Origin of the sequence: Actinoplanes sp. CA-051413 (genome assembly GCF_050955795.1) — a bacterium.
Taxonomy (GTDB): domain Bacteria; phylum Actinomycetota; class Actinomycetes; order Mycobacteriales; family Micromonosporaceae; genus Actinoplanes.
In genome coordinates this window covers 1,288,308-1,305,843 of the sequence record NZ_CP192100.1, presented here as the reverse complement: position 1 = coordinate 1,305,843, position 17,536 = coordinate 1,288,308, and the positions used below count along the sequence as shown (strand labels likewise).

Below are 17,536 nucleotides of genomic sequence, written 5' to 3'. Positions count from 1 at the left end.
CAGCGTCCGGTAACGCCCGGACATCACCCGACCCGGCGACCGCCGTAATGTGGCGGCAATACATTGATCGTTGCCGGTCGGCAAGCAGCGCCGGCCCTGAGGTGAGGGTAGGTGCCCGTGGACGGGGGTACGAGCACCACCGGTGCGACACCCGAGTGGCGGTCCGCCATGGTGGACGTCTCCGGGCTGTCCCTGGCGGAGCTCGCCGGCGCGGGCCCGCCGGCGGAGACCGACGACTCGGTGCTGGCGCACTGCCTGCGCCGGCTGGCCGACGACCTGGCCCGGCCGGGCGAGCCGATCGCCGGCTTCAACTCGGCCCTCTGAGCCGTGGGTCCCACTGCCACCCTGCCGGTGCACCGGCTCAGCGACCCGGCCTTCGCCGCGCTCGCCGCGGGCCGCCCGGATGCCGCCACCCTCGACGAGCTGCGCCGGTCCCAGCTCAGCAAGCATCTGCTCCTGCTGCGGGAGCTGGTCGCGGCCGTACCGGTCCCGGGGTACGCCGAACTGGTCGCGGCCGAACGCGAAGATCCGGCCGGAGTCCGCGCCCTGCTGGCCCGCCCGCTGGTCGGCGTGTGGGCCACCCGCTGCCTGAGCGCCCTGCGAGCCGGCCGGCCGCCGCAGGCCCCGCTGGACTACCTGGCCACCCTGGCGGCCGTCACCCGACCGGCCGCCCGGCAGCTCACTGCCACCCACGACGGCCGGTCGATCACGGTACGGATCGAGGACAGCGACCCGCTGCGCGCCGGTCTGGGGCTCCCACCGGCCCCCACGCTGACCACCGCCGAGCTGGACCGGTGGCAGCAGTTGCTGACCGATGCCTGGCGGCGGCTCGTCGAGCAGCTGCGCCCGGACGCCGAAGTGCTGGCCACGGTGCTGGACTGCATCGTGCCCGTCGTGCCCGATCCGGCCGCCCGCGGGATCAGCGCCACCTCAGTGGACGCGTTCGGCGCGGTGGCCATGTCCGAGCCGGCCGACGCCACCGCCCTCGCGGTCGGCCTGCTGCACGAGACCCAGCACAGCCTGCTGAACGCCGTGCAGTACCTCTTCGACCTGCACCACCAGCCGGACGCGCTGGGCTACTCCCCCTGGCGGGACGATCCCCGTCCCGCCGCCGGCATCCTGCACGGCGCCTACGCCTACCTGACGGTCACCCGGTTCTGGCGCACCCGGCGCGCGGACCCGCTGGCTGCGTTCGAGTTCGCCCGCTGGCGGGCGGCCGTGCTGAGCGCGGCGGACGGGCTGCTCGCCGGCGGCACGCTGACCGCGGCCGGCACCCGCTTCGTGACCGCGCTGCGGGCCGAGGTGCGGTCGTGGCTCGCCGACGAGGTGCCGGCGGCAGTCGCCCGGCTCGCCACCGCCGCCAACTCCGACCACTACCTGCGCTGGCGGCTGCGTAACCGCCACGTGCAGCCACGGGACGCCCGGCTGCTCGCGGACGCGTGGACGCAGGGCCGGCCTGCGCCCCGGGTCGAGTCCCCACTGCGTCCGGCGCCGCGCCGGGCCCTGGAGGCCAGCGGCCGCCTCGACCTCATCCACGCCACGCTGCGCGGAGAGCCGGCCCCGGCGGGCGCGGCCGACGGTGATCTGGCTTACGTGCGGGGTGATGCGGCGGCGGCGCTGCGGGCGTACCGGAAGAGGGTCGGCACGGACCCGGGGGACGACGCGGCCTGGACCGGGCTCGCGCTCAGCGGGGCCGGGGGCGCCCTGCGCGACACACCGGAGGTGGTCGCCGCCGTCCACCGCACGCTGGGTGACCCGGCCGTCGATCCGCTGGCCCTGGCCGATTGGCTTTCTTCCTGAAGATCGCTCAGGAACGCCCCCCGCCCACCGATGAGGGCTCCTGTCGGAGGTGAGGCATGGGTCGGACCGGGAAGACCATGGATCGTGTGCGTCGGGTGGTCGACGGCACCATGATCTTCACGTCGCTGCTGCTGCTCGCGTGGCCGCTGATGGTCGGCGAGCAAGCGCGTGGTGTCGCCGGTGTGCTCATCGGCCTCGGCGCGGTCGGGCTCCTCGGCCTGGGCGTGCTCGTGCTGGCCGAGCGCCGGCCGCTGGTGCAGTACGCCCCCGTGGCCGCCGCCGTGCTGACGGCCGCCGCCGGGCTCGCCCGCAGCGGCACCATCAGCCCGGGCCTGAGCTGGCTCGTCATCGCCGTCGCGGCGATCATCCTGGTCCGGCAGTTCCTCGGCGCGCGCACCAACGAGGGTCTGGTCCGTGACCTGACCCGGCAGCGCGCCCAGCTCGCCCGGCAGGCGTTCCGCGACCCGCTGACCGAGCTCGGCAACCGCAAGCTGTTCATGGACCACGCCACCGACGCCCTCGCGGACGCCGACGACACGATGACCGCCGTGATCCTGTTCGACCTGGACGGGTTCAAGGAGGTCAACGACACGTACGGGCACGCCACCGGCGACGAGCTGCTGCGGACGGCGGCGGAACGGCTCACCGCGAACGTGCGGACCAACGACACCGTGTCCCGCCTCGGCGGCGACGAGTTCGTGGTGCTGCTCCCCCGCCTGGTCGACGACCGGATCGCCGACACCGTGGCCAACCGGATCCTGCGCGACCTCAGCCAGCCGCTGGTCATCGGCGACACCGTGCTGACCATCCCGGCCAGCGCCGGCATCGCCCTGACCCGGGGCAGCGGCATGGCCGTCGACGACGTGATGCGCGAGGCCGACCTGGCGTTGTACCAGGCCAAGGCCGACGGCAAGGGCGTCGCCCGGCGCTTCGACCCGGCCCAGTTCGCCGTGGCCGAGCAGCGCCGGCAGGAGGAGGCGGACCTGCGCCGCGCGCTCGACGACGGCGAGTTCGAGGTGCACTACCAGCCGATCGTCGACCTGGACGGCGAGCGTACGGTCGGCGTCGAGGCGCTGGTCCGCTGGAACCACCCCGTGCGCGGGCTGCTGCCCCCGATCGCCTTCCTGGACCTGGCCGAGACGCTGGGCCTGCTCCCGCGGCTCGGCGGCTGGGTGCTCGAGGAGGCCTGCCGGCAGGCCGCGCTGTGGCAGGCGCAGGAGCCCGGCTTCGAGCTCAACGTCAACCTGTCGGCCAGCCAGCTCGGCAATCCCGCGCTGGTCGACGAGGTCCGCGCGGTGCTGGAGCGCACCGGTCTGCCGCCCGCGCTGCTGGTGCTGGAGCTGACCGAGTCGGTCGCGCTGGTCGACCTGATCGAGTCGGCCCGGGTGCTGGGCGCGCTCAAGAGCCTCGGCGTGCGGATCGCGCTGGACGACTTCGGCACCGGCTTCTCGTCGCTGAGCCACCTGGGCACGCTGCCCGTCGACGTGGTGAAGATCGACAAGTCGTTCGTGCAGGCCATGCAGGAGGGCAACGGCGCTTCGGTGGCCGAGGCGGTGCTGCAGATCGCCCGTACGTTCAACCTGGCGCCGGTCGCCGAGGGCGTCGAGGACGCCACCCAGGCCAGCCGGCTGCGCGAGCTGGACTGCGCCCAGGCCCAGGGCTACCACTTCGCCCGCCCGATGCCGGCCGACGACCTGACATCCCTGCTGAACAGGCAGTCCGCGCTGTCGGCGTAGGGCTTACAGCGGCGGCGGCTCGATCTCGGTCTCCAGGCGGACCCCGGCCAGGGCCCGGGCCAGCAACGGGTGGCCCTCGCCGTACGCCTTCTGCAGTTCCTCGACGGCGGCGTGCATCGACGGCTCGTCGCCGGCGTCCAGCGCCACGTTGAACGCGCAGGCCAGCGTGTCCGGATGCGAAGCTCCGCGCAGCGCCCGCGACCGGGAGACCGTGTCCAGGGCGATCTCGCGGGCCTGCTGCGCGTCACCGGTGGCCAGCAGGTCGGCGGCCAGGCCGTTCGCGCAGCTCAGCGTGAACGGATGGTCGGCGCCGACGCTGCGCCGCAGCCCGCCCAGCGCCTCGGTGTCGATCGTGCGGGCCTCCGCGAACCGGCCACCGGCCCGGACGACCCCGGCCAGGTCCGCCGCCGCGGCCAGCGTGAACGGGTGCTCGTCGCCCAGCACCGCGTGATAGCGGACCACCGCGCGTTCCAGCAGCCGGTGCGCCTCCTCCAGGTCCCCGTCCTCGCGGGCGCAGTTGGCCAGCGAGACCAGCGCACCGAGCGTCTCCACGTTCAGGTCGCCGAACTTCTGCCTGTACAGCTCCACGTTGGTCGCGGCCAGCTCACGGGCCTGTGGCAGCCCCCGCCGGCGCGCCGCGATGGCCGCGAACCGCCCGGCCCACAACGCCATCGGATGGTCGGCGCCGAGCGCTTCGGCGTGCCCGTTGGACAGCAGCGCGGTGGCGCCCGCGTAGTCACCGAGGCCGAACAGGTCGAACGCCAGCCCGGCCCGGGACGACAGGGTCTCGGGATGACCCTCTACGAAGATCATCTGCCGGTGCCGCAGCACCTGCTCGTCCAGCGCCCGCGCCCCGCGGAAGTCGCCGAGCAGCCGCAGGTCCACGGCCAGGTTGTTGGCGCAGCGCAAGGCGGTCGGGAAGCTCTCGCCGAACAACCGGCGGTAGCGGACCAGGTTGTCGGCGTCGAGCTGGCGGGCCTGGCTGAAGTGGCCCTGCATCCGCAGATCGGCACCGACGCTGTTGGCCGTGGCGAGGGTCGTCTCGTCGTCGCCGCCGAGCGCCTCCCGCTGCGAGCGCAGGGTCTGCGCGTTCAGGGCCCGGGCGTCCGCCGTACGGCCGACCGCCCGCAACGCGTTGGCCAGGTGGAACGAGGCCAGCAGGGTCTGCTCGTCGGTCTCGCCGAGGCTGTCGCGCCAGCGCGCCACCGCCTGCGCCGCCAGGTCCCGGCTGGAGTCCCAGTCGCCGCGGGCGTACAGGAAACGGACGCAGTTGATCACCAGCTGGCGGATCTCCTCGGCGTCGCCGCCGAGCACGTCGGAGTGCACCAGGTGCGGGACGATGGCCGCGTACCGGGGCCAGTGGGTGGGGTTGTCCGGGTCGCCCGGGTCCGCGGCCGCGAGCATGGCCCGGACCGTACGCAGCAGGGCGGCGTGCCGCTCGGAGCTGAGCTGCTGGCCGAGCATGCCCCGGACCAGCGGATGCACGAGCAGACTGTCACCGGGCGGGTCGAGCTCGCCCAGCCCGTGCCGGCCGATCAGGCGCAGCGCGGCCTTGAGCCGGCGTTCGATGCGCACCGTGCGGGCCAGCTCCGGCGACACCAGGCCGCGGGCCGCCCAGAGCAGCTCCCACGACACGGGCGCGCTGGCCAGGAAGGCACAGAGCTCCAGCAGCTCGGCGGCGGCGGGCGAGGCGTCCCGCAGCGAGTCGGCGGCCAGTCCCCACGCCACCCGGATCGGCGTCGGGAAGGCGAGCTGGGCGGCCCGCTCGTCGTAGTGCCGCAGATAGTCAGCGACGCTCCAGCCCGTCGCCGTGCGGACCGCGGCGGCCAGATCCAGCGCCATGGGCACGTCGTCGAGCCGCTCGGACAGCCGCTCGGCGTCGTCGGTGGACAGCTCCGCGGTGCGCCGGCGCAGGAAGTCGACGCTGTCCGTACGGTCGAACACCGGCACGGGCACGGCCTGCGCCACCTCGGACGTCCACCGCGGATTGCGGGACGTGACCAGCACGTGCCCGGCACCGCTGGGCAGGTAGGGCTTGATGTCCTCAGGCCGGTTCGCGTTCTCGAAGACGACCAGCCAGTTCCGGTACGGCTCGCCGCGGCTCAGGGCGTCCCGGACCGCGCCGAGCGTGCGGTTGATGTCGCGGGCCTCGGGCAGCTTGAGCTCACTGGCCAGCCCGACCAGCGCGGCGCGCATACCGGCGGTCTGCTCGGCCGGGATCCACCAGACCAGGTCGTAGGTGTCGGCGTAGCGATAGGCGTACTCGACGGCGAGCTGGGTGCGCCCGGTGCCACCGAGCTGATGCTCGGCCGCGGGCAGCAGCACCACCGGGCCGTTGCCGAGCAGCCCGCGCACGTCGGCGAGCAGGCTCTCCCGGCCGACAAAACGCGAATTGCGCGGCGGCAGCCCACCCCGGATCGGCACGCCGCTCTCCCCACTGGTGACTCGGCCATCTACTGTCGTTGTGCCGATTACCGTACGTGGAATCATCACCACAGCGGAAGCTTGCGCCGAACGGAAAGGCCCCGGTGTCCGAAGAACCCGTAACCAGCCTCGACCGCGACGCCGACGTGGTCACCGTGCGCCTGCACGGCGAGATCGACGTCCTGAACGTCGACCAGGTGCGCGTCTGTCTGGTCGAGGCCCTGGAGAGCCGGCCGGCCACGATCGTGGTCGACCTGGCCGAGCTGTCCTTCATCGACTCGACCGGCCTGGGCGCGATCATCTTCGGCTTCCAGCGGGCCCGGGACCAGGGTGTGGAGTTCCAGCTGGCCCATCCGAGCCGCGGGGTGCGGCAGATCCTGGTGCTGAGCGGGGTGCTCGAGGTCGTCACCCTGACCGAGTGAGCACAGATCGGGCGCGGACCGGTGGCCCGCGCCCGATGAGAGCAGGGTCAGCCGACCCAGACGAACTCGCGGGCCGGGATCGACGCCGCCACCGCCGCTGAGCGGAAGTTGTTGTTCACCGTGTTCGCTTCGGTGGTGTTCGGGTTGGGGTTGCGGCAGGAGACCGGGGCGCTGCTGCCGGACATCAGGTCGGTGCACAGCCCGGTACGGCGGTCCGGCAGGCCGAGGATGTGGCCGAACTCGTGGGCCGCGATCCGGGGCGTGTAGTAGCCCTGGTTGACCGCCTCACGGCCCATGTACCAGCGGCCGTTGCCCAGCGAGGTCGAGTAGGTGCGGGGCCAGCCGTTGTCCGCGTACACCCGGATGTTGGGGGTCCGGCCGGCCGGGACGGGCTGGAGCTGGACGTTGGTGACCCGGCTGTTCCAGATCTGGGCGCCCTGGTTGACGGCCGAGATGAACTCACTTGCCTGGCTGGCGTCGTAGTACAGGATGCGGGGTGCCGCAGCGGCCGGCCCGGCGGTGGTGACCTGCAGGCCGACCAGCATCGCGACGGCTGCCAGCGCGGCGAGCAGTCTCTTGCGCAGCATCGGGGGTCCTCCCTGGGGGTGTGGGACGGGGTGTCCACACCGTAGCCAGAAAGAGACGATTGTCGATGCGCGGCGGCCATACCGGTTGCCGCCTCTCGCCATGTGATGGCTACGAGGCGGGCGCCGCCGAGGTGGTGGCGGCCGGGAACGCCAGGCCGATGCCGGGGCCGGCCGGGCCGACATCCTTGCGGCGCTTGCCCAGCAGCAGCATCAGCGAGAGCAGCGAGGCCAGCAGGGCCAGCGCACCGGCGCCGTACCAGGCCGCGTCGTAGTTGCCGAGCTGGTCGCGGACCAGGCCGGCCGAGGTGGCCGCGATCGCCGCGCCGAACTGGTGCGAGGCGAAGACCCAGCCGAAGACCACCGCACCACTGGCACCGAAGTACTCCCGGCACAGGGCGACCGTCGGCGGCACTGTGGCCACCCAGTCCAGACCGTAGAACAGGATGAACACCACCATCGAGGGGTGCGCGGTCGCGGCGAACAGTGACGGCAGCACCAGCAGGGACAGCCCGCGCAGCGCGTAGTAGCCGGCCAGCAGCCAGCGGCTGTCCACCCGGTCGGTGAGCCAGCCGGAGGCGATGGTGCCGATGATGTCGAACAGGCCGACCAGCGCGAGCAGGCTCGCCGCGGTGGTCGGGGCCATCCCGTGATCGTGCGCGGCCGGGATGAAGTGGGTGCCGATCAGCCCGTTGGTGGTCGCCCCGCAGATCGCGAAGCCGCCCGCGAGCAGCCAGAACGGCCGGGTCCGGGCGGCCTGGCCCAGGGAACGCAACGCGACGCGCACCGCACCGCCGGGCGCCGCGGCGGGCAGCGAGGCCACATCGTCGGGTCCGGCGCCGTACGCGGTCACCCCGAGGTCGGTGGGCCGGTCCCGCAGCCGCCACCAGACCAGCGGCACCACCGACAGCGCGACCGCCGCCACGGTCAGCGCGGCGACCCGCCAGCCGTGAGCTCCCGTGAGCCGGGCCAGCAGCGGCAGGAAGACCAACTGCCCGGCCGCACCACCGGCGGTCAGCACGCCCACGACCAGCCCGCGCCGGGCCACGAACCAGCGGTTGGCCACGACCGCCACGAAGCCCAGCGCCATCGAGCCGGTGCCGAGCCCGACCAGCACACCCCAGCAGAGGATCAGCTGCCAGCTCTGCTGCATGAAGACGGTCAGCCCGCTGCCGGCCGAGACGAGCACCAGCGCGCCGGCCACCACCCGGCGGATGCCGAGCTTCTCCATCAGGGCTGCGGCGAAGGGGGCGGTGAGGCCGTACAGCAGGAGGTTGACCGAGACCGCCGCGGAGATCGTGCCCAGCGACCAGCCGAACTCGTCGTGCAGTGGTTGCAGCATCACCGACGGGGTGGCGCGGAAGCCGGCCGCGCCGACCAGCGCGATGAAGGCGACGGCGGCGACGAGCCAGGCGGGATGAAGACGGCGAAGGGTCACCCGATCATTCTGCGGAGGTGGAGACGGACGGACGAGTGGCCGGGAGGCCATCATGCGCAAGAATCGGGCCATGGTGCATTCCGTGGCGATGCTCGCCCTCGACGGCGTGGTCGGTTTCGACCTCGGTGTCCCCCCGCAGGTCTTCGGCGCGGCCCGTGATCCCGACAACCGCTTCCTCTACTCGGTGACCACCTGCGGCGACGGCCCCGGCCCGGTACGCCCCGAGCGCGGCGGCTTCCAGATCGTCCCGGATCACGACCTGAGCCCGCTGGCCACCGCCGACACCGTGCTCGTGCCCGGGGTCAGCGGCGGCACCACGATGACCGACGGCAAGGTCTCGCCGGCCGTCACCGAGGCCCTGCGCGCCGCCCACGCACGCGGCGCCCGGATCATCTCCATCTGCACCGGCGCCTCGGTGCTGGCCGCGGCCGGCCTGCTCGACGGGCGCACCGCCGCCAGCCACTGGGCCTGGGCCAAGCGGCTGACCCGGCTGTACCCGCAGGTCAACTGGGACTTCGACGTGCTGTTCGTGGACGACGGCGACGTCCTCACCTCGGCCGGGGTGGCCGCCGGCGTGGACCTGTGCCTGCACGTGATCCGCCAGGACCACGGCAGCTCGGTGGCCAACCAGGCGGCCCGGCGCTGCGTGGTGGCCCCGTGGCGGGACGGCGGCCAGGCCCAGTACATCGAGCAGCCGGTGCCGGCGGTGGCGGGCGCCGGCACGGAACCGGCCCGGGCCTGGGCGCTGAGCCGGCTGGCCGAGCAGCTGAGCCTGGAGGAGCTGGCCGGGCACGCCCGGATGAGCGTGCGCACGTTCACCCGGCGGTTCCGTGACGAGACCGGGCTCAGCCCCCTGCAGTGGCTGCTCCAGCAGCGGGTGGCCCACGCCCGGCTGCTGCTGGAGTCGACGGATCTCAGCATTGACGTGGTCGCCCGGCGGTCCGGGCTGGGCAGCGCGACGGCCCTGCGCCAGCACCTGCGGGCGACGATCGGGGTCGCGCCGTCGGCCTACCGGCGGGCATTCCGTCAGACGTGACGTCCAGCCAGCCCCGGCGGCCTCAGGAACGGGCATAAGTGTCCGATGGGACGGACGTACCCCGAACGTACCGTTTCCCTGAGGATGTCATGGACCAGACCTTCCGCCCGCTGCTTGACGCGCTCAAGCAGATCGGCATCGACCCGGTCGCGGTCGACGCCGCGGCCGACGAGGCCCAGCGCAGCGGCCGGTCGGTGCGGGCGGTCCTGATCAACGACCAGGTCGTCACCGAGGAGCAGCTGACCTCGGCCGCCGCGGCCGCGTTCGGCATCAACACCCTCGACCTGGTCGGTTACTCGCCTGACCCGGCCGCGCTCAAGCGCATCCCGCTCCCGGTGGTCCTGCGCCACCGGGTGCTCGGCCTGGCGATCAACGACGGCGAGCTGGTCGTCGGCGTGACCGACCCCGGCGACGTGGTCGCCCTCGACGACATCCGCGCCTCCACCGGCATGACCATCCGCCCGGTCGTGGTGGCCCGCAGCGAGGTTCGCCGGATCATCGAGCGACTGCAGCGCGAGTCCAGCGACCTGGGCGACCTGGCCGACAGCTCGCTCGACGAGCAGCCCATGGCGGCCCAGGCGACCAGCGCGGACGACGCGCCGATCGTGCGGTACGTCAACAACCTGATCGAGCAGGCCGTCCAGAACCGCGCATCGGACCTGCACCTGGAGCCCACCGAGGACGAGATGCGGGTGCGCTACCGCATCGATGGCGTCCTGCACGAGCTCGACACGGTGCCGCGCGGCGTGATGGCAGCGCTGACCTCCCGTCTGAAGATCATGTCAGGCGTGGACATCACCGAGCGGCGTATCCCCCAGAACGGCCGGATCACGGTCACCATCCGGGACCGGCAGGTGGACCTCCGGACGGCGACGCTGCCGACCGTCTGGGGCGAGAAGATCGTGCTCCGCGTGCTCGACACCGGCGGGATCGATCTGGACCTGGCCAAGCTCGGGTTCACCCAGCACAACCTGAACCGCTTCTCCGAGTCCTTCACCAAACCGCACGGCATGCTCCTGGTCACCGGCCCCACCGGCTCCGGAAAATCGACCACCCTGTACGCGACCCTGGGCCGGATCAGCAAGCCGGAGATCAACGTCATCACCGTTGAGGACCCGGTCGAGTACCGCTTGCGCGGTGTGAACCAGGTGCAGGTCAACGCCAAAGCCGGCCTGACGTTCGCGGCCGTGCTGCCGGCGATCCTGCGCTCCGACCCCGACGTCGTGCTGATCGGTGAGATCCGCGACGGCAACACCGCCCAGATCGCCGTCGAGGCGTCGCTCACCGGCCACCTCGTCCTCTCCACCCTGCACACCAACGACGCCCCCGGCGCGGTCACCCGGCTCACCGAGATGGGCATCGAGCCGTTCCTGGTCGGTTCGTCGCTGGACTGTGTGCTGGCCCAGCGGCTGGCCCGGCGGCTCTGCGACTGGTGCAAGGAGGCGTACCTGCCGACCGACGAGGAGCTCGAGGGCGCCCGCTGGCCGGTGCACGACCTCAAGATCCCCGAAGCGCTCTACCGGCCGGTGGGCTGCCGCAACTGCGCCAACACCGGCTACCGCGGCCGGGTCGCGCTGCACGAGGTCATGCCGATCTCGCCGGAGATCGAGTCGCTGGCCATCCGCCGGGCCTCCTCCAACGAGATCCGCGAGGTGGCGCTCGACCAGGGCATGTACGAGCTTCGCTCGGACGGCCTGGCCAAGGCGGCCGGCGGGCTCACCTCCATCCGCGAGGTCTCGCGCGTCGCGGTCTGACCGGCGGGCGCCGGCAGAGTATCGCGCGCTTCGAGCGCCCGTGGATTTCTCGCGAAAACCGTCCTAAACCAGCCCCCCGCGATGCCGAATGAATAGGCGTCAGCCTTCACGACGAGATTGCCGGTGCAGCTCATGTACACGCTCGACCACGAGGTACCGCCGCAGGCGGCACCGGTTGACCCGGCCGCGCCCGGCCCGGGCGACCTGGCCGTGCTGGACCAGATGCTGATCTCGCTCGTCGAGGCCCGCGGCTCCGACCTGCACCTGACCGTCGGCTCTCCGCCGATGATCCGCGTCGACGGCACCCTGCGGGCGCTGCCCGGCTACGGCAAACTGAACTCCGCCGACACCGCCCTGCTGGCCCGCGCCGCCGTCTCCCCCCAGCAGTGGGAGACGTTCGAGCGCGACCAGGAGATGGACTTCGCGCACAGCATCACCGGGGTCTCCCGGTTCCGCGGCAACCTCTACATCCAGCGCAACTCCTGTGGCGTGGTCTTCCGGGCCATCCCGCACACCATCAAGCCGCTGGACGAGCTGGGCATGCCGGACTCCGTGTCCCGCTTCGCGCACCTGCCGCGCGGCCTGGTGCTGGTGACCGGCCCGACCGGCTCGGGCAAGACCACCACTCTGGCCTCGGTGCTGGACCTGGCCAACCGCAGTCGCGCCGCGCACATCATCACCATCGAGGACCCGATCGAGTTCCTGCACCCGCACAAGCGCAGCCTGGTCAACCAGCGGGAGGTCGGCTCCGACACGGAGACCTTCCCGCAGGCACTCAAGCACGCGCTGCGCCAGGATCCCGACATCATCCTGGTCGGTGAGCTGCGGGACCTCGAGACGACCGCGACGGCGCTGACCGCCGCCGAGACCGGTCACCTCGTACTCGCGACGCTGCACACGCAGAGCGCGACCCAGACGATCGACCGCGTCATCGACATCTTCCCCCCGCACCAGCAGCTGCAGATCCGGGCCCAGCTCGCGGCCAGCCTGCAGGGTGTCGTCACGCAGGCGCTCGCGCCGCGGGCCGACGGCAAGGGCCGGGCGGTGATCTGCGAGATCCTCACCGCGACACCGGCCATCCGGAGCCTGATCCGCGAGGGCAAGTCCCACCAGATCCCGTCCTTCATGCAGGCCGGCGGCAACGACGGCATGTTGGCGTTCGACCAGCACCTGGCCGAGCGCGTCCGCGAGGGCGTGGTCTCCATGCAGGCCGCCCTCGAGATCTGCCACTCCCAGGAAGAGCTCAAGCGCCTGATCGGACGGATGTGACATGCCGGCCACCAAGACCTTCCACTACAACAGCATCGACGCCAACGGCCGCAAGTCGAAAGGCACCGTGGAGGCGGCCAACGAGACCGCGGCCACGCACGCGCTGCGGCAGCGTGGCGAGACCCCGCTGGAGTTGACCCAGGCCGGTCAGGGCATCAACCGGGATCTCAAGATCCCGGGTCTGGGCAACCGGACCAAGCTGAAGGATCTGGCGGTCTTCGCGCGGCAGTTCTCCACGATGACCGGGTCGGGCATGTCACTGTTGCGCTCGCTGTCGATCCTCGAGGAGCAGACCAGCGCGGTCCCGCTCAAACGGGCGACCGGCGAGATGCGTACCGATGTGGCCGGTGGCGTGTCGCTCTCGGCCGCCATGGCCAAGCACGACAAGGTGTTCCCCCGCCTGATGGTCGCGATGATCCGCGCCGGCGAGGCGGGCGGCATGATCGACAGCGCGTTGGAGCAGATCGCCGCCAGCCTGGAGAAGGACACCGCGCTCCGCGGCAAGATCAAGGGTGCGCTGACCTATCCGGCGATCGTGCTGGCCTTCACCTTCGTCATGATCGCCGCTGTGCTGATCTTCATCGTCCCGATCTTCGAGGCGATGTTCAAGAATCTCGGCGGCGAGCTGCCGGCCATCACGCAGTTCCTGGTCGACACCAGCCACAACATGTGGTGGATCGGGCCGCTGGCGCTCGGCCTCGGCATCGGCGGGGCGGTCTTCTACAAGCGCAAGATGCGCTCGAGCGAAGAGTTCCGCCTCAAGGTCGACAAGGTGAAGCTCGGCATGCCGGTCTTCGGCCCGCTCTTCCGCAAGCTGGCGATGAGCCGGTTCTCGCGCAACCTCGGCCTGCTGCTCAACGTCGGCGTACCGGTCATGCAGGCGCTCGCCGTGGTCGGCGAGACCACCGGCAACGAGATCATCAATATCGCCATGCGCGACGTCCAGTCGGCCGTACGCGACGGGCAGCCGATGTCCTCGGCCATGCGCCAGCACAAAGTCTTCCCCGAGATGGTCACCCAGATGATCGAAGTGGGCGAAGAAAGCGGTCAAATCAGTCAGATGCTCGACAAGGTTGCCGATTTCTATGACAGGGAAGTCGACAGCGCTGCCGAGTCCCTGACTGCTTCGATCGAACCGATCATGGTCCTCGTCATGGGCTCCGTGGTTGGCGGAATGGTGATCTGTCTCTACCTACCGATGTTCACCATTTACCAGAACATCCAGGGCAACTGACGCCCTGGGCGAGAAAGCGACCGGTCTCCGGTCGACGTCGGGCGCCCGAGCCCGAGCAACCCCATCCCCACCCCTGACGCCACTGGAGGCACCCCAAATGCAGGACATCATCAGCCGGATGCGCGCGAAGAAGCAGGACGAGGGCTTCACCCTCATCGAGCTCCTGGTCGTCGTGGTCATCATCGGCGTGCTGGTCGCCATCGCCGTCCCGGTCTACCTGAACTACCGCCAGGGCGCCGCCGACAAGTCGGCCCAGTCCGACGTGCGCGGCGCGGTCAGCGCGGTCGAGCAGTGGTACACGGACAACGGCAACAAGTACCCGGCTACCGTCGGCCCGCAGACCGTCAGCTTCAGCCTCGACGCCAGCCCCACGGCCACCAGTCCCAAGCACGTCACGCTGTCGGACAACACCAAGATGGTCTACCACTTCACCCAGTTGGCCGGCACGGCCGGCAGCTACAAGATCTGTGCCACGAACGAGGGCGGCACCGGCAAGGTCTACATCTACGACAGCTCGAAGGGTGGCTCCGTAAAGCCCGCCACCGGGGCCAGCCCCGACGTCACCAACTGCGCCAGCCTCACCACCTCCTGATCCGTTTCCGGGTGGCGCCGAGCCGGCGCCACCCGGAGTCACCCACCGACAAAGACCGAGGAGGATCGTCATGCCCCAGCCCATGCTGCTCGGCATCGTCGCCCTGCTCGGCCTAGCCGTGGGTTCGTTTCTCAACGTCGTCATCCACCGCGTCCCCCGCGACGAATCCCTGATCCGCCCCGGCTCACACTGCCCGCAATGCGGTGCCGCGGTCCGCAACCGGCACAACGTCCCGGTACTCGGCTGGCTGCTGCTGCGCGGCCGGTGCGCCGACTGCCGTACCCCGATCAGCGTCCGTTATCCGCTAGTCGAAGCCGGCACCGCGGCCCTCTTCGTGGCCGTGGCCGCCCGGTTCGGCCTGTCCTGGGCCCTGCCCGCCTACCTCTACCTGGCCGCCGTCGCGATCGCCCTCGCCCTGATCGACCTCGACGTGATGCGGCTGCCGAACGCCATCGTGCTGCCGTCCTACCTGGTCGCGGCCGCGCTGCTGGTGCCGGCCGCGCTGCTCGGCGACGGGCCGGCCCCGATCGTCCGCGGGCTCGCCGCCGCGGCGCTGCTCTGGGTCCTCTATCGCGGGCTGGCCCACTTCGGCGGCATGGGCGGCGGTGACGTCAAGCTCGCGCCGCTGCTCGGCTTCTACCTCGGCTGGCTGGGCTGGGGCCCGGTGGCGGTCGGTGCCTTCGCGGCGTTCCTGCTCGGCGGGGTCGTCGGCGTGATGCTGATGGCCACCCGGCTGGCCGGTCGCAAGAGCCGGATCCCGTTCGGGCCGTACATGCTCGCCGGCGCCTTCCTGGCCGTCTTCGCCGCGGCACCGATCACCGACTGGTACGCATCCCTGCTCCTCCCCACCGCCTGACGAGGAAGGAAACCGATGGCTGGCGTCAATCCGATCGGGCTGGACATCGGCTCGTCGTCCATCCGCGCCGTGGAGGTCCGCCGCGCGAAGGACGAGTACTCCCTGAGCAACTTCGGCCAGGTGCCGCTGCCCCCGGGCACCGTGCAGGGCGGCGTGCTCGAGGACCCGATCGCGGTCACCTCGGCCCTCAAGCAGCTCTGGGCCGCCTGCAAGTTCACCACCAAGAAGGTCATGCTGGGCGTCACCAACCCGCAGCTGGTGGTTCGCGAGACGTCCGTCTCCAATCTGCCCGCCAAGGAGATGCGCAGGTCGTTGCCCTTCCAGGTGCGCGACATGCTGCCGCTGGCCGTCGAGCGCTCCCTGCTGGACTTCCGCCCGCTCGAGGATCCGGGCGACAGCCCCACCGTGCGCGGGCTGCTGATCGCCATGCCCAAGGACGCCGTGATGGCACTGGTCGACGCCGTGGAGAAGGCCGGACTGCGCGTGGTCAACGTCGACCTGGGCTCGTTCGCGATGCTGCGGGCCGCGTCCCGGCTGGATTCCCAGGTCGAGGCCATCGTGGACATCGGCGCCGAGGTCACCAGCGTGGTCGTGCACGCCGACGGCGAGCCGCTGATCGTCCGCACCGTGCCGCGCGGCGGCGTCGAGATCACCGCCAGCATCGCCACCCGGCTCGGCACCACGCCGGCGGAGGCCGAGGCGCTCAAGTGCCGCTACGGCCTGCACGGCGACGACCGGCCGGACACCGCGGCCGCGGTCGCCGACGCGATCCGGCCGCTGGTCAACGAGCTGCGCAGCTCGTTCACCTACCTGGCCTCCGGTGAGCGGCAGAAGCAGGTCACCCGGGTCTCCCTGTGCGGTGGCAGTTCCCTGATGCCGGGCCTCGCCGAGCACATCCAAAACCAGCTCGGAGTCCAGGTCATGTACGCCGACGCCGCCGGCCGCCTGCGCGACACGCGCGCGGCCCGCCAGCACGGATTCGACAGTTTCGTGCCGTCGGCAGCGGTGTCGATCGGCCTGACCCTGGGAGCGGCAGCCTGATGGCCACGACCCTGATGCCGATCGATCCGGCCGTATCGGCCCAGCGGGCCAACCGGATCCCGATGATCTCGGCGAGCCTGCTGCCCGAGGAGACCATCGCCGCCCGCCGGGCCCGCCGCGCCCTGATCTGGGTGGTCGTGATGGTCGTCCTCGTCGCCGCGTTGTGCGCGGCCTGGTTCACCATGGCCCGCAGCGAGAAGCTGGCCGCCGAACGCGACCTCGACGCGGCCACGGTCAGGGTCACGGACCTGCAGCGCGAGCAGCGCACCTATGCCAAGACCGTTCAGGTGCAGAACGAGATCACCGCACTCAGCACCCAGCTCAAGGCGGTGATGGCGGACGACCTCGACTGGAGTGCCCTGCTGAACACGGTCCGCAACGCCGGCGCACCGTCGGGAATCCAGGTCGACGGCGTGAACGGCCGGATCAACGGCGCGGAGGGCGGCGGGACCTCCGCGGCCAACACGCTGCCCCGCACGAACAGCACGGCCGCCGTCGGCACTCTCACGGTGTCCGGATCCGGGCCGGACAAGCAGGCTGTCGCCGCGTACGTCGACGCCCTGGCCAAGGAGACCGTGGTCGCGAACCCGTACATCACGAGTGTGGCGACGGACGAGAAGGACGGGGTCACGTTCAGCCTCACCGTCGACATCACGCAGACGGCGCTCTGCGGCCGGTTCACCCAAGCGTGCAAGCCCGCAGGAGGTAAGTGATGCGTACCCGGCACGCCGACCGGCTGTGGTTGATCGCCGGTGTGGCCGTCGTCGCCCTGCTCGTGCTCGTCACCTGGCTGCTGCTCGTCGGCCCCCAACGTACCGAGGCCGCGGACCTGCGGGAACAGACCGGTACGACCGAGACACAGGCTGCCCAGCTGCGCGCGCGGACCGCCAAGCTGGCGGCTGCCCAGGCGCAGATCGGCGAACTCACCCGCCAGCGCAACGCCAATACGGCCGCGCTGCCCACCGGGTCCAGCGTGCCGGCGTTCCTGCGCCAGTTGCAGTCGTCGGGCACCAAGGTGGGCGTCGACGTCAGCGGTGTCACCGTCGGCCTTCCGACGGCGGAGAAGGACGTGCCCGGAGTCTGGTCCCTGCCGATCCAGCTCACCGCGGAGGGGCCCGTCGCCAAGCTCGGTGCGTTTCTCGACGAGCTGCAGGACTCCGGCCAGAAGCGAGCGGTGCTGATCCAGACCGCTGGTCTCAGCGACGAGGGCGGCGACGCTAAGGGCGCGGCGCGGACGATGAGCCTGAACCTCAGCCTGAAGGCGTTCGTGGCGCCGCCGGCCGGAGCCGGGGCCCCGATCGTCACCTCGGATTGAACCTCAACCACCGGCGGCCGTGACCGATGGAACGA

At 71.5% G+C, this 17,536-nt stretch carries 16 protein-coding genes; 13 read left to right on the top strand and 3 right to left on the bottom strand.

What is annotated here, in order from left to right:
- Positions 1-111 precede the first annotated feature (111 nt).
- The 3 genes from fxsA to ACQP2Y_RS06200 all read left to right on the top strand — a co-directional run bounded on the left by fxsA (position 112) and on the right by ACQP2Y_RS06200 (position 3,536).
- Positions 112-324, top strand: coding sequence for an FxSxx-COOH cyclophane-containing RiPP peptide (fxsA, locus tag ACQP2Y_RS06210; protein ID WP_360831405.1), 213 nt, complete (start codon positions 112-114; stop codon positions 322-324).
- A 3-nt stretch (positions 325-327) separates the two neighbouring features.
- Positions 328-1,800: an aKG-HExxH-type peptide beta-hydroxylase gene (locus ACQP2Y_RS06205; protein WP_433725388.1), complete on the top strand. Its 1,473-nt coding sequence runs from the start codon at positions 328-330 to the stop codon at positions 1,798-1,800.
- A 77-nt stretch (positions 1,801-1,877) separates the two neighbouring features.
- Positions 1,878-3,536, top strand: coding sequence for a putative bifunctional diguanylate cyclase/phosphodiesterase (locus ACQP2Y_RS06200; RefSeq protein WP_433725386.1), 1,659 nt, complete (start codon positions 1,878-1,880; stop codon positions 3,534-3,536).
- Between the two features lie 3 nt (positions 3,537-3,539).
- Here ACQP2Y_RS06200 and fxsT read toward each other — a convergent pair whose 3' ends face one another.
- A complete protein-coding gene (gene fxsT / locus ACQP2Y_RS06195; RefSeq protein ID WP_433725384.1) occupies positions 3,540-5,960 on the bottom strand; it encodes an FxSxx-COOH system tetratricopeptide repeat protein in 2,421 nt (806 codons plus the stop codon).
- A 104-nt stretch (positions 5,961-6,064) separates the two neighbouring features.
- On the opposite strand from fxsT, the gene ACQP2Y_RS06190 reads away from it, so the two are divergent.
- Complete coding sequence (locus ACQP2Y_RS06190; protein ID WP_360555302.1) at positions 6,065-6,382, top strand: STAS domain-containing protein; 318 nt, start codon at positions 6,065-6,067, stop codon at positions 6,380-6,382.
- Between the two features lie 47 nt (positions 6,383-6,429).
- On the opposite strand, the gene ACQP2Y_RS06185 is transcribed toward ACQP2Y_RS06190, so the two are convergent.
- Positions 6,430-6,969, bottom strand: coding sequence for a snapalysin family zinc-dependent metalloprotease (locus ACQP2Y_RS06185; RefSeq protein WP_433725381.1), 540 nt, complete (start codon positions 6,967-6,969; stop codon positions 6,430-6,432).
- 109 nt (positions 6,970-7,078) lie between these two features.
- A complete protein-coding gene (locus ACQP2Y_RS06180) occupies positions 7,079-8,404 on the bottom strand; it encodes an MFS transporter (protein ID WP_433725379.1) in 1,326 nt (441 codons plus the stop codon).
- A 52-nt stretch (positions 8,405-8,456) separates the two neighbouring features.
- Between ACQP2Y_RS06180 and ACQP2Y_RS06175 the strand changes: the two genes are divergently transcribed.
- From ACQP2Y_RS06175 to pilO, 9 genes are all read left to right on the top strand, one after another.
- Positions 8,457-9,440, top strand: a complete 984-nt coding sequence (locus tag ACQP2Y_RS06175) for a GlxA family transcriptional regulator (protein WP_433725377.1) — start codon at positions 8,457-8,459, stop codon at positions 9,438-9,440.
- An 89-nt stretch (positions 9,441-9,529) separates the two neighbouring features.
- Complete coding sequence (locus ACQP2Y_RS06170; protein ID WP_433725375.1) at positions 9,530-11,194, top strand: GspE/PulE family protein; 1,665 nt, start codon at positions 9,530-9,532, stop codon at positions 11,192-11,194.
- 132 nt (positions 11,195-11,326) lie between these two features.
- Entirely contained in the window at positions 11,327-12,463 is a 1,137-nt protein-coding gene (locus ACQP2Y_RS06165) for a type IV pilus twitching motility protein PilT (protein ID WP_433731780.1), read from the top strand.
- 1 nt (position 12,464) lies between these two features.
- Positions 12,465-13,697 (top strand): type II secretion system F family protein, encoded by a 1,233-nt coding sequence (locus tag ACQP2Y_RS06160; protein ID WP_433725373.1) that lies wholly within the window; start codon positions 12,465-12,467, stop codon positions 13,695-13,697.
- A gap of 97 nt (positions 13,698-13,794) precedes the next feature.
- Complete coding sequence (locus ACQP2Y_RS06155; RefSeq protein ID WP_433725371.1) at positions 13,795-14,289, top strand: prepilin-type N-terminal cleavage/methylation domain-containing protein; 495 nt, start codon at positions 13,795-13,797, stop codon at positions 14,287-14,289.
- A gap of 70 nt (positions 14,290-14,359) precedes the next feature.
- Positions 14,360-15,145: a prepilin peptidase gene (locus ACQP2Y_RS06150; RefSeq protein WP_433725369.1), complete on the top strand. Its 786-nt coding sequence runs from the start codon at positions 14,360-14,362 to the stop codon at positions 15,143-15,145.
- Positions 15,146-15,160: 15 nt separating this feature from the next.
- The gene (gene pilM / locus ACQP2Y_RS06145; RefSeq protein WP_360555318.1) at positions 15,161-16,186 is read left to right on the top strand and encodes a type IV pilus assembly protein PilM; all 1,026 of its coding nucleotides are present in this window, start codon (positions 15,161-15,163) and stop codon (positions 16,184-16,186) included.
- Positions 16,186-16,899 (top strand): hypothetical protein, encoded by a 714-nt coding sequence (locus ACQP2Y_RS06140; RefSeq protein ID WP_433725367.1) that lies wholly within the window; start codon positions 16,186-16,188, stop codon positions 16,897-16,899. The genes pilM and ACQP2Y_RS06140 overlap by 1 nt, the downstream gene beginning before the upstream one ends.
- Positions 16,899-17,501 carry a type 4a pilus biogenesis protein PilO gene (pilO, locus tag ACQP2Y_RS06135; RefSeq protein ID WP_433725365.1) on the top strand — a complete coding sequence of 201 codons (603 nt, stop codon included), beginning with the start codon at positions 16,899-16,901 and terminating at the stop codon, positions 17,499-17,501. Before ACQP2Y_RS06140 ends, pilO begins: the two co-directional genes overlap by 1 nt.
- Positions 17,502-17,536 lie beyond the last annotated feature (35 nt).